Source organism: Burkholderia sp. 3C (genome assembly GCF_054589155.1).
The window spans coordinates 1-12,307 of record NZ_BAAILN010000109.1; the positions used below are offsets into that span (position 1 = coordinate 1).

The 12,307-nt window shown below is 67.5% G+C and carries 11 protein-coding genes; 5 read left to right on the top strand and 6 right to left on the bottom strand.

Annotated elements, in window-relative coordinates:
- Positions 1-267: 267 nt before the first annotated feature.
- Both ACYP33_RS22170 and ACYP33_RS22175 read left to right on the top strand, forming a co-directional pair.
- The gene (locus tag ACYP33_RS22170) at positions 268-510 is read left to right on the top strand and encodes a DUF3717 domain-containing protein (protein WP_414441055.1); all 243 of its coding nucleotides are present in this window, start codon (positions 268-270) and stop codon (positions 508-510) included.
- A gap of 208 nt (positions 511-718) precedes the next feature.
- A complete protein-coding gene (locus ACYP33_RS22175; RefSeq protein ID WP_459623946.1) occupies positions 719-2,143 on the top strand; it encodes a DHA2 family efflux MFS transporter permease subunit in 1,425 nt (474 codons plus the stop codon).
- A 90-nt stretch (positions 2,144-2,233) separates the two neighbouring features.
- Here ACYP33_RS22175 and ACYP33_RS22180 read toward each other — a convergent pair whose 3' ends face one another.
- The 3 genes from ACYP33_RS22180 to ACYP33_RS22190 form a co-directional block, all read right to left on the bottom strand.
- A complete protein-coding gene (locus ACYP33_RS22180; protein WP_459623986.1) occupies positions 2,234-2,926 on the bottom strand; it encodes a 2OG-Fe(II) oxygenase in 693 nt (230 codons plus the stop codon).
- 256 nt (positions 2,927-3,182) lie between these two features.
- Entirely contained in the window at positions 3,183-4,775 is a 1,593-nt protein-coding gene (locus ACYP33_RS22185) for an inorganic phosphate transporter (protein ID WP_459623947.1), read from the bottom strand.
- Between the two features lie 187 nt (positions 4,776-4,962).
- A complete protein-coding gene (locus ACYP33_RS22190) occupies positions 4,963-5,853 on the bottom strand; it encodes a DMT family transporter (protein ID WP_459623987.1) in 891 nt (296 codons plus the stop codon).
- A 184-nt stretch (positions 5,854-6,037) separates the two neighbouring features.
- On the opposite strand from ACYP33_RS22190, the gene ACYP33_RS22195 reads away from it, so the two are divergent.
- Positions 6,038-7,405 (top strand): aminotransferase-like domain-containing protein, encoded by a 1,368-nt coding sequence (locus tag ACYP33_RS22195; protein WP_459623988.1) that lies wholly within the window; start codon positions 6,038-6,040, stop codon positions 7,403-7,405.
- Between the two features lie 67 nt (positions 7,406-7,472).
- On the opposite strand, the gene ACYP33_RS22200 is transcribed toward ACYP33_RS22195, so the two are convergent.
- Both ACYP33_RS22200 and speB read right to left on the bottom strand, forming a co-directional pair.
- Entirely contained in the window at positions 7,473-8,825 is a 1,353-nt protein-coding gene (locus ACYP33_RS22200; RefSeq protein WP_459623948.1) for an MFS transporter, read from the bottom strand.
- 59 nt (positions 8,826-8,884) lie between these two features.
- The gene (speB, locus tag ACYP33_RS22205; RefSeq protein ID WP_459623949.1) at positions 8,885-9,841 is read right to left on the bottom strand and encodes an agmatinase; all 957 of its coding nucleotides are present in this window, start codon (positions 9,839-9,841) and stop codon (positions 8,885-8,887) included.
- A 155-nt stretch (positions 9,842-9,996) separates the two neighbouring features.
- On the opposite strand from speB, the gene ACYP33_RS22210 reads away from it, so the two are divergent.
- Positions 9,997-10,950 carry a LysR family transcriptional regulator gene (locus ACYP33_RS22210; protein WP_414441060.1) on the top strand — a complete coding sequence of 318 codons (954 nt, stop codon included), beginning with the start codon at positions 9,997-9,999 and terminating at the stop codon, positions 10,948-10,950.
- On the opposite strand, the gene ACYP33_RS22215 is transcribed toward ACYP33_RS22210, so the two are convergent.
- The gene (locus ACYP33_RS22215) at positions 10,929-11,393 is read right to left on the bottom strand and encodes an Lrp/AsnC family transcriptional regulator (RefSeq protein ID WP_414441061.1); all 465 of its coding nucleotides are present in this window, start codon (positions 11,391-11,393) and stop codon (positions 10,929-10,931) included. The genes ACYP33_RS22210 and ACYP33_RS22215 overlap by 22 nt on opposite strands.
- Positions 11,394-11,576: 183 nt before the next feature.
- Between ACYP33_RS22215 and ACYP33_RS22220 the strand changes: the two genes are divergently transcribed.
- Positions 11,577-12,206, top strand: coding sequence for a LysE family translocator (locus ACYP33_RS22220; RefSeq protein ID WP_459623950.1), 630 nt, complete (start codon positions 11,577-11,579; stop codon positions 12,204-12,206).
- The last annotated feature ends 101 nt before the right edge of the window (positions 12,207-12,307 follow it).

A 12,307-nucleotide genomic window follows, 5' to 3' on the forward strand; every position in this document is an offset into this window, starting at 1 on the left:
CGATGATAGTGCGGATTGCCCGTGTGAAAGTAGGTAATCGTCAGGCTTCCCCTTCAGAACCCCCGCTGCGAATGCAGTGGGGGTTTTGTCTTTTGTATTTCCGATTTTCTCCATTAAAAATCGAAGTATGTCGATACGGCGAATGGCAGTGGTATGCTACGCGTCCCCGATACGGATCGAATTGCATCCGCTATCCGGTCATTCAATTGACGCGATGAATTGGATTATTTAGATAATCCGCTGCATCGGGATCGACAGCAAGGAATCATGACTGCAACTTCCAGCGATAAAGCAACTCAGCCGATTTCCATCGTGAGAATTGAATCCGCGATCAATGCCTGGCGTGAAGTGTATGTGCCGGCCGAGATCCATGACGACTACGCGCTCGACAGCGCAAGCAGTTGTCTTGCTGAAGTCTATGGTTCGATGATTTTCCACGGAGAATCGAGCGTCGAGCTGAAATCGCTGACGCAGGACCAGCTCGACGCGCTGCTCGCGACCGAAGTCTGAGCCGAAACGGCAGGGCGTAAGCGTTCCGTAACGCGCATTCGCCTTGCGCCGATCGATAAACCCGCGCTCCCGCGCGGGGCGCCGTGCTGCACGTCATGCAATCGGAGTACCATCGTCGCCGCAACACACGGATGCGCGGTGCGGCTCTGACCTCCCGCACGCCACTCGGCATCCTTCGCCTGATCCCATTCCGCTCGATATATCTCGTATGACCGACAGCAGCGTCGATCGTCGTCAGACGACAGGTTTCCTCCCGTATCTCGTGGCCGCGACCTTCTTCATGGAGTATCTCGACACCACCGTCATCGCGACCGCATTGCCGCAGATGGCGAAGTCGTTCGGCGTCGGCCCGAATGCGCTGAGTCTCGGGATGACGGCCTACATGCTGGCGCTCGCGGTGTTCATTCCGATCAGCGGCTGGATCGCGGATCGCTTCGGCGCGCGCACGGTGTTCGGCTCGGCGATTGCGGTGTTCACGATCGCGTCGGTGTTGTGCGGCCTGTCCGACAGCGTCGGCACGTTTACGGCCGCGCGGTTGTTGCAAGGCGTGGGTGGCGCCATGATGGTGCCGGTCGGGCGGATGATCGTCGTGCGCAGCACCGACAAAGCCCAATTGATGCGCGCGATCGCCACCATCACGTGGCCCGGCATCGTGGCGCCAGTGGTGGGACCGCCGGTGGGCGGCTTCATCACGACCTACGCGTCGTGGCGCTGGATCTTCCTGCTCAACGTGCCGCTCGGCATCGCGGCGCTGGTGTGCGTGATGCTGCTGGTACGCAACGAGCGTTCGGAAGAGGCGCGGCCGCTCGACTGGCTCGGTTTCGTGCTGTCGGGGGCCACGCTGACCTGCATGCTGTGCGGCACCGAAGCCGCCGGCCAGCAGGACGCGAACTTCGTCGAAGCGATCGGCCTGATCGCCGCCGCCATCGTGTTCGGCGCGGCGGCCTGGTGGCATGCCAAGCGCACGCCGCACCCGCTGCTCGACTTCACCACGCTCAAGGTGCGGACGTTCTCGGTCACGATCTTCACCGGCTCGGTCACGCGCGTTGCGATCAACGCGGTGCCGTATCTGCAACCGCTGCTGTTCCAGGTGGGCTTCGGCATGTCGCCGTTCCAGTCGGGCCTGCTGCTGCTGGCCAGCGCCACCGGCAACCTCGGCATGAAGGCGCTGACCTCGTGGATTCTCGATCGCTTCGGCTTCCGGCGCGTGGCGCTGGTCGATGTGACGATCGCCGGTTTTTCGACGATCGCGTGCGGCTGGTTGACTGCGTCGACGCCGTTGATCATCACGCTGGTGGTGGTGTTCGTCTACGGGCTGTCGCGCTCGATGCAGTTCTCGACGCTGGCCACGCTGGCGTTCGCCGACGTCCCGCCGAAGCAGACGAGCGCGGCCAGCACGTTGTCGAGTGCGGCGCAGCAGATGACGATCGGCATGGGTATCGCGTTCGGCGCGATGTCGTTGCGGCTGGCCTCGCTGTTGCGCGGCGATGCAACCGGCACGCACTACGTGATGGCCGATTTTCGCTGGGCGTTCCTGGCGGCCGGCGTGCTCGCACTGCTGACCTTGCCCGGTTATGCGCGGATGGCGGCGAACGCGGGCGACCGCTTGCGGGCAAGCGTCGCGAAGCGCTGAAGCGCCGAAGCGCCGAAGCGCCGAAGCGCCGAAGCCCCAAAGTGCCAAAGCACCGAACCACCGAAGCACCAATCCGCATACGTGTCGCGCTTACTGCGCGTCGTGAAAAATCACCCCGAGCGTATGCCGATGCCCCGAGCGCAGCCGGCTCACGCCATGCCGCAAGTTGACGCGGTACACACCGCGCGTGCCCTGCACCGGCCGCCCATGCACGGCGAAGATCGCCGCGTCGCCGCGCGCCAGCGGCACCACCTCGGCGCGCGACTGCATGCGCGGGCGCTGCTCGGTCAGCACGAACTCCCCACCCGTGAAATCCTCGCCCGGCTGTGACAGCAGGATCGCGACCTGCAGCGGAAAGACGTGCTCGCCGTAAAGGTCTTGATGCAGACAGTTGTAGTCGCCTTCGCCGTAGCGCAGGATCAGCGGCGTCGGCCGAGTCTGGCCGGCCGCGTGACAGCGCTGCAGGAACGCGTCGTGATCGGCCGGATAGCGCGTGTCGATGCCGAGCGCGCGGTTCCAGTCGTTGGCGATCGGCGCGAGCGGCGCATAGAGATCGCGGCGCAGCGCGGCCAGCGCGGGCGATAGCGGGTAACCGAAATATCGATATTCGCCGCGGCCGAAGTTGTGCTGCGCCATCACGATGCGGCTGCGATAGCGCGAGGCGTCGTCGTAGCCGGCAATCCACGTGTCGCAGGCATTGCGATCGAGCAGGCCGCGAATGACAGCCACCCCGTGCGCATTCAACGCGTCACGAATCGCGCGCCATTCGGACTCGGCACGCAATACCGACGAAAGAGAAGGGGAAGGGGAGGCGGGCGTGAACGGCGAACGCCGTTCGAGGCTGGCAGTCACGATGAATCTCCACGCAATGGGCTGGCGATCATCGTAGAGGCCGCGCGCTCGCGCGGCGCTCCGAATCTTGCGCGGCAATCCGGCTGGAACCGGGCCGCCTGCCGGGAGGCCATCTCGCCGCGAACCCCGCGAGACGGCCTCCAATCAACACATCAAAACAACGACCGAACCGGAACCGCCGCTACCATCAAGCGATCGCGTGAAACAGCCAGTACAACCCCCCGGCCAGCACGATCGAGGCCGGCAGCGTCAGCACCCAGGCCAGCACCAGGCTGCGCACCGTCCCCCATTGCAGGCCCGAGCCATTGGCGGCCATGGTGCCCGCCACGCCCGACGACAGCACGTGCGTCGTCGACACCGGCAGGCCGTACATGTCGGCCGCGCCGATCGTGATCATCGCTACCGCCTCGGCCGATGCGCCCTGGCCATAAGTCAGATGCTGCTTGCCGATCTTCTCGCCGACCGTCACGACGATCCGCTTCCAGCCCACCATCGTGCCGAGGCCGAGCGCGAGCGCCACGGCCACCTTGACCCAGGTCGGGATGAACTTGGTGGAGTGGTCGAGCTGCGAGCGATAGTTGTCGATCGCGCTGCGGTCGTCGGCCGAGAAGTTCGGCTGCTTGGCCTTGTCCATCAGGCGGATCGCTTCGGACACGAGATACATCGTGTTGCGCACGTTGTCGATCTGGCCTTGCGGCATGTCGGCCATCGAGCCGGTCGAGCCCACGGTCGAGCCCACAGCCGAGGCCAGCGAGTTCGACAGTTGCTGCATGGCCGGCACCGTGTCCGGCGTCAATTGACGCGTCTGCACGTAGGTTTCGACCACGGCGCGCGAGTTGGTCGGGGCGGCGACGCCGTTGGCGTATTTGCCGAACGTGGTCGAGGCCTGGTGCGCCACGGCGATGAAGGTCTGCGTTTCGGCCGGCGTGACCGCCTTGTTCAGCGCGTAGGCGGTCGGCACCGTGCCGATCAGGATCAGCATGATCAGGCCCATGCCCTTCTGGCCGTCGTTCGAACCGTGCGCGAACGACACGCCCGTGCACGTCAGGATCAGCAGGCAGCGGATCCAGAACGGCGGCGGCTGGTCCTTCGGCGGTTCCTTGTAGAGCGCCGGCGCCTTCACGACGGCCTTCAGGACCAGCAGCAGCAGGCCCGAGAACAGGAAGCCCACCAGCGGCGAGAACAGCAGCGCCTTGCCGACGCCGCCGGCCTGGCCCCAATCCACGCCGCTCGTGCCCGACGCGCCGTGCATCAATTGGTTCATCAGGCCGACGCCGATGATCGAGCCGATCAGCGTGTGCGAGCTGGACGACGGCAGGCCGAAATACCAGGTCGCGAGGTTCCAGACGATCGCCGCGATCAGCAGCGCGAACACCATCGCGAAGCCGGCGCCGCTGCCCACCTGCAGGATCAGCTCGACCGGCAGCAGTTGCAGGATCCCGAACGCCACCGCGCCGCTCGACAGCAGCACACCCATGAAATTCCAGAGGCCGGACCATACCACCGCGATGTTCGGCGTGAGCGAGTGCGTGTAGATCACGGTGGCGACCGCGTTCGCGGTGTCGTGGAAGCCGTTGACGAACTCGAAGCCGAGCGCGATCAGCAGCGCCACGCCGAGCAGGAAGTACGGAAACAGCGAATGGTTACCGACCGGTGCGAGATCCGCGAGCAGGTGGGTCAGCACGTAGCCGCCCCCTGCAACAAGAATGACGAAGAAGACGATCAGGCCGAAGCCTTTCGATCGACCGAGATCGATGGAAGACGAAGTAGGTTGGCTCATGGCGGACGGTGGGATTGTGGTTTGGGACGATCGCCCGATCCTAGCCCCCGCACTTAGGCAGTTTCGTGACAGTTAACGATTGCCCTGAATGGTTCGACCGGGCGCATGCCGCGTCGGTCGAATTGACATCGTCGTCATGAAACCGTGCCGGACCAAGTGGTAAGGAATGCCACGCATCCGCCAGGATTCAACCGCGTGCCGGCCGCACCGCTGGCGGGCCGGCGAAACGCCGCGCGCAGGCCACGCAGGCGACCACCACCGCGGTCACGGCCAGCATCGAGGCCGGCACCGCTTCGTGCAGCAGCCACGCCGCCAGCAGGAGTCCGAAGAAAGGTTGCAGCAACTGGAGCTGGCCCACGCCCGCGATGCCGCCGAGCGCCAGCCCGCGATACCAGAACACGAAGCCGATCAGCATGCTGAACAGCGATACGTAGGCGAGACTCCACCAGGCCGGCGCGCCGATCGCGGCGAACGACGCGGGGCGGCTCGCGATGGCGAGCGGCAGCATCAACGGCAAGGCCAGCACCAGCGCCCACGAAATCACCTGCCAGCCGCCGAGCCGGCGCGACAGCCGCGCGCCTTCCGCATAGCCCAGGCCGCAGGCCAGGATCGCCGCCAGCATCAGCAGGTCGCCCGCCAGCGAGGCGCCGCCGCCGTTGCGCAGCGCGAAGCCCACCACGGCGGCGCTGCCGATCGACGAGAACAGCCAGAACGCCGCGTGCGGCCGCTCGCCGCCGCGCACCACGCCGAACAGGGCGGTAGCGAGCGGCAACAGACCGACAAACACGATCGCGTGCGCCGATGTGATGTGACGCAGCGCGAGCGCGGTCAGCAGCGGAAAGCCCACCACCACGCCGAGCGCGACGATCGCGAGCGGCATCAGGTCGGCGCGCGCCGGCCGCGTCTCGCGAAACGCGAGCAGCAGCGCGATGGCGATCAGCCCGGCGATCGCCGCGCGCGCCACGGTCAGGAACACCGGGTCGAAACCGAGCACGGCGATGCGCGTCGCCGGCAGCGAGCCGCTGAAGATCAGGACACCGAGGAAACCGCTGAACCAGCCTTGGGTGGAGTTCTGCATGATGAACGTGGACACCGTGGTCGGGGAAGGATGGGGCAGCATCCCACGCGCGCGCTTCCGGGGTAAGCTACGGAGCAGCACAATTTCAGCAAACTGTACTGATCGGAGCCCCGTACAGATGGCGGACATCCACTCCACAATCCCACCCAAAAGCGCGGGCGACGGCAGCCGCGTGGCGCAGGTGATGGCGACCTTGCGCACCCGCATCGCCAGCCGTGCGCTGATGCCCGGTGCGCGCGTGCCGTCGATCCGCTCGATGGCGGAAGCGCTCGGCATCTCGAAATCGACGGTGGTCGATGCCTACGACCGGCTGGTGGCCGAGGGCGCGTTGTCTGCGCGGCGCGGTTCGGGCTTCTTCGTGGCGGGGCATGCACCGCCATTCGCGCTGGCCGACGTCGCGCCACGCCTCGATCGCGAGCTGGACCCGCTGTGGCTGACGCGGCAATCGCTCGAAGCCGGCAGCGCGGCGCTGAAACCGGGCGCGGGCTGGCTGCCGGCCGACTGGTTGCCCGACGACGGGCTGCGCCGCGCGCTGCGCACCGTGGCGCGCGACGGCCAGCACGACCTGGCCGACTACGGCGCGCCGCTCGGCCTGCCGGCGCTGCGCCAGCAGCTTGCCTGGCGGCTCGCGCAGCACGGCATCGAGGCCGCTGCCGACCAGATCCTGCTGACCGACAGCGGCACGCACGCGCTCGATCTGGTGTGCCGCTTCCTGCTCGAACCGGGCGACACGGTGGTGGTGGACGACCCGTGCTACTTCAATTTCCAGGCGCTGCTGCGTGCGCATCGCGTCGAGCTGGTCAGCGTGCGCTACACGGCCAACGGCCCCGATCCGGCCGAGTTCGCGCGCGTGCTGGCCGAGCACCGGCCGCGCCTGTACGTGACGAATTCGGCCGTCCACAACCCCACCGGCGCGACGCTCGCGCCGGCCGTCGCGCATCGCGTGCTGACGCTGGCCGCCGAGCACGACGTGCTGATCGTGGAAGACGACATCTTCGCCGACTTCGAAACCGACCCCGCGCCGCGGCTCGCCGCCTTCGACGGCCTGTCGCGCGTGATCTCGATCGGCAGCTTCTCCAAGACGCTGTCGGCGGCGGTGCGCTGCGGCTATCTCGCGGTGCGGCACGAGTGGGTCGATCCGCTGATCGACCTGAAGCTCGCGACCACCTTCGGCAACGGCGGCCTGAACGCGGCCGTCGTGCATCGGCTGCTGGTGGACGGCACCTACCGCCGCCATCTCGACGGCCTGCATGCACGGCTCGGCGATGCCGTCAGCGAGACCTTGCGGCAATTGACGGCAGCAGGGCTGACCGTGCCGATTCGGCCGCGCGCGGGCATGTTCCTGTGGGCCGAATTGCCGGACGGGCTCGACGCGGCGGCGGTCGCGCGGCATGCGCTGGAGGAGGGCGTAGTGTTCGCGCCGGGCAACGTGTTCAGCGTGTCGCACACGGCCACGCATTACCTGCGCTTCAACGCATCGCAGAGCAACCGGCCGGCCGTGTACGCCGCGCTGCGGCGCGCGATGGCGCTGGCCGCGCGGCAGCACGCCTAGCCGTTTTCGGCATCGAAGCGGTTCCGCGATGGAACGCGCGCCGCGTCGGGGCGCGCGAACCAGGTGCTTACGCGCCAGTCGTTGCCACGCGAGTCGCCGCTGGTTTCTCGCGACGTTTGGCATCGCCCTGCACCCCGCGATCGGGCTCGCCCGCGTCGCCGCGTCGCGCGATGCGGATCACGCAGAAGCCCGACAGCAGCGCCGCCGCCGTGTACTGCAGCGCAAGCGGCCACCAGGCCGGCGCGGCGCTCTGTGCGATCACAGTAGCCACCAGCGGCGTGAGGCCACCGGCCAGCGCGCCGCACACCTGGTACGAGATCGAGATCGCCGTATAGCGGATGCGCGCCGCGAACAGGCCGCTCACGAAACCGGCCACCACCGCGTAATAGCCCGATTCGGCGATCGTCGCGAGACCGATGCCGAGCGTGATCGTGATCGGTGTGCCCGCATGCACCAGCGGCAGCATCACGAACGGCACGATCGCGGCCCAGGCGGCCATGGCGACCAGCACCCGCGTGGTGCCGAAGCGCTGCGCGACCCAGGCCGCGCCGAGCTGCACCACGAACTGCAGGCAGGCCACGATCGTCATGCAGTGCAGCACCATCGAGCGATCGAGCGACAGGAACTGCGTGGCGTACGTGATCATGAAGATGTTGCTGAAGTACACGCCTGCGATGCCGTACACGTTCGCGCCGATCGCGAGCAGCAGCAGCGGCCACTGGCGCAGCGACTCGCGCAGCGGGTTCGCCGCCATCTCGCCGGCGGCCTTCACCTCGGCGAACTCCGGCGACTCCGACACGCTCGCACGGATCGCGAAACCCACCACCAGCAGCACCGAGCTGGCCAGGAACGGCACGCGCCAGCCCCAGCTCATCATGTCTTCCCTGGGCAGCATGCTGATCGCGCCGAACGCGAGCATCGACAGGATCAGGCCGCTCGCGCTGCCCAGCTGCGCGAACGACGCGAAGAACGTGCGCTTGCCTTCCGGTGCGTGTTCACCGGCCAGCAGCACCGCGCCGCCCCATTCGCCGCCCACCGCGATGCCTTGCAGCACGCGCATCAGCACGAGCAGCGTGGGCGCGAGCATGCCGGCCTTCTCGTAGGTCGGCAGCAGCCCGATCGCCACCGTGGCCACCGCCATCAGCAGCAGCGTGGCGAGCAGCGAGCGCTTGCGTCCATAGCGGTCGCCGAGATGGCCGAACAGGATGCCGCCGAGCGGGCGTGCGAGGAAGCCCACCGCAAACGAGCCGAACGAGGCGAGCAGGCTCACGAGCCGGCTTTCGCCGGGGAAGAACAGCGGGCCGAACACGATCGCGGCCGCCGTGGCATAGCTGTAGAAGTCGTACCACTCGATCGTCGTGCCGACGAACGACGCGAGCGCCGCCCGTCGAGGTTGCCGGATCGGCGTTGAAGCTTGCATCACGAAGTCTCCTTCCGGTTCTTTCTTGTAGGTGCCGCGTAGCGTGGGGGAGCCGGGGCTCAGTCGCGCAGCTTCACGCCGGGAAACGCGCACAGCAGCTCGTAGGCGAGATTCGCGCCGAGCAGCGCGGTGGTGCCGAACGGATCGTAGGGCGGCGCCACTTCCACGAGGTCGGCGCCGACGATATTGAGGCCGTACGCACCCCGAATGATTTCGAGTGCCTGCGGCACGGTCAGCCCGGCGATTTCCGGCGTGCCGGTGCCCGGCGCATAGGCCGGATCGATGCCGTCGATGTCGAAGCTGATGTAGACGGGTGTGTTGCCGATCTGCTCGCGCACCTCGCGCATCAGCGGCGCCAGCGACTGATTCCAGCACGCTTCGGCCTGCACCACGCGAAAGCCCTGCTCGCGGCACCAGTCGAAATCCTCGGCGGCGTAGCCGGTGCCGCGCAGGCCGATCTGCACCACGCGATCGGTCACCAGCAGGCCTTCCTCCACCGCGCGGCGGAACGGCGTGCCGTGCGCGATCTTCTCGCCCATCATCGTATCGTTGACGTCGGCGTGCGCATCGACGTGAATCAATGCGACCTTGCCGTGCTTGCGGTGGATCGCGCGCAGGATCGGCAGCGCGATGGTGTGGTCGCCGCCGAGCGTGATCGGCTTGCAATCGTGGGCCAGGATCGCGTCGTACGCGGTTTCGATGCGGGCGATCGAATCGTGCAGATTGTAGGGGTTGATCGCCACGTCGCCCACGTCGGCCACGCGCAGCGAATCGAACGGCGCGGCGCGGGTGGCCATGTTGTACGGGCGCAGCAGCACCGATTCGGCGCGGATCTGGCGCGGGCCGAAGCGCGCGCCGGTGCGGTTCGAGGTGCCCAGGTCGAACGGCACGCCGACGAAGCAGGCGTCGAGGCCGGCCGCGCTCGGCACGTGGGGCAGGCGCATCATCGTCGCGATGCCGCCGCTGCGCGGCATGTCGTTGCCGCCGAGCGGCTGGAAGAAGGGGGTGTCGTTCATGGGCGTCTCGGTGATTCTGTTTCGTGTGGAACGGGAGCCGCCGTATCATTCGACGCGGCGCGACGCATAGTTGTACGCGTTTTGCCGGGCTGGAAGAATGCCAAGGTTTCGACGTCAACATCGATCCGGATCGATGTAATCAAGGGGGAGCATCCGTGCTGGGGAATCTGTCGACGCTCGATCTGCGTCTGATCCGCGTGTTTCTGGCGGTGGCCGACGCGGGCGGCGTGACCGCCGCGCAGGCGGTGCTGAACGTGGGGCAATCCACCATCAGCGCGCAGTTGTCGTCGCTGGAGACGCGGCTCGGCTACCGGCTCTGCGAGCGCGGCCGCAGCGGTTTCCGGCTGACGCCGAAGGGCGAGCGCTTCCAGTCGATGAGCCGCAAGCTGCTGGTGGCGCTCGACGAATTCGGCAGCGCCGCGCGGCACATGGATCGCCAACTGGTGGGCACGCTCAACATCGGCCTGATCGGGCATACGCCGATCAGCCAGAATGCGCGCATCGCCGAGGCGATCGCCGCGTTCCGCACGCGCGACGAGGCCGTGCGTTTTTCGATTTCGGTGCGCCCGCCCGGCGACCTGGAGGAAAAGCTGCTCGGCGACGAGATCCAGATCGCGATCGGCTATTTCTGGCATCGCGTGCCGGTGCTCGACTACACGCCGCTGTTCATCGAGCGGCAGGTGGCCTATTGCGGGCGCGGGCATCCGCTGTTCGAGCAGGCGGGCGGGCTGTCCGCCGCCGACGCGGCCGCGCACGAATGGGCCTGGCGCAGCTATCCGCTGCCCGAGGCGCAACTGTCCACCTCGCCCGATCGCGTGACCGGCACCGCCGACAACATGGAGGCGGTCGCGCTGCTGATCCTGTCGGGGCATCACCTCGGCTACCTGCCCGAGCATTTCGCGGCGCCCTACGTGGCGCAGGGCTTGCTCGCGCCGCTCAACCCCGAGCTGCTGAACTACGACGTGACGTTCCACATGGTCGTGGCGCGGCGCGCGAAGAAGGCCCCGATCGTCGCGGCGTTCCTGGAGGATCTGGCCAGCGCGCATCTGCGCGTGCCGGCCGGTGGCGAAACGGGGGAAATCACGCCTCAGGCGATCGGCAAGCCCTGATCGCCCTTGACCTCGCGCAGCGACAGCACCGATTCCACCGACGTGACGCCCGGCAGCACACGCAGCACGTCGCGCACGAAGCTGCCGTAATCGTCGAGATCGCGCCCGATCACCTGCAGCAGATAATCGGCGGAGCCGGACACGTTGTGGCACGACAGGATGCGCGGCATCGCCAGCACCTCGCGCTCGAAACGATCGCCGAGCGCGCGGTCGTGCACGGCGATGCGCAGCAGCACGAACGCCACCACGCCGTAGCCGAGCTTCTTGCGCGAGAGCTGGCCGCGATAGCGCTCCACATACCCTTCGTTTTCGAGCCGCTTGAGGCGGCGCGCGCACGGCGTTTCGCTGAGGCCCACCGTGTCGGCCAGCCGCGCGATCGGGATGCGGCCGTCGCGCTGCACGGCGGCGAGGATGGCGCGGTCGGTTTTGTCGAGGTCGTCCATGATGGGCGGATTCCGTTGTTCGATGGCGGAAATATAGAGGAATCCGGCTCGGATGTCGTCGAAGAAGGCCGTAAATGGCTCAAAAGCGCTCCGCGAACCCGGGCACACTGGAGCGCCTTCGCACGGCGCGCGCGCCGTGTTCCGAAGCGACCCTTTCGACCTCTCTTTTCGCCGATCCGCCCCATGATTTCGCTCCACTTGCTCGCTCTCTACGTCGCGGCGCTGGCCGCCGTTTTCGCGTTGCCCGGCCCCGACATGGCGCTGCTGCTGCAGACCAGCATCCAGCGCGGCATGCGTCCGGGGATGGCGGCGGCGGGCGGGCTGGCGCTCGCGCGGGCGGTGCACGTGACGCTGTCCGCCTGCGGCGTGGCCGCGTTGCTGCGCAGCGCGCCCTGGCTGTACGACATCGTCCGTTATGGCGGCGCGGCGTATCTGGCCTATGTCGCCTGGCAGATCTTCCGTTCGCCGCCGTTCGCGATGCCGGGCGGCGCGGCCGTCGCGCCCGGCTCGGACGTGCTGCGCCAGGCGTTCACCAAGGGTTTGCTGACCAACCTGCTCAACCCGAAGGCGCTACTGTTCTGCTCGGTGCTGCTGCCGCAGTTCGTGCGGCCGGAGGCCGGCTCGGTGGGCATGCAGGTGACGGTGCTCGGCGTGCTGCTGGTGGCGCTGGGCGCGGTGTTCGATTCGGGCTATGTGGCAGGCGCGTCGCGGATCGCGTCGTGGATGCGCGCCCACCCGCTCGCGCAGACGCTGCAGCGCTACACGTTCGCGGCCGCGCTGTTCGCATTCGCATGGCGCTTGTCGGTGGACTGAACAGGGAGGCTGGACAAGCGCCGCGCGCTGACCGAGGATGAGGGTCGTCGAATCTTTCGACATGCCGCGCGGGGCCGGCGCCATCGGCTACCGGCCCCGCC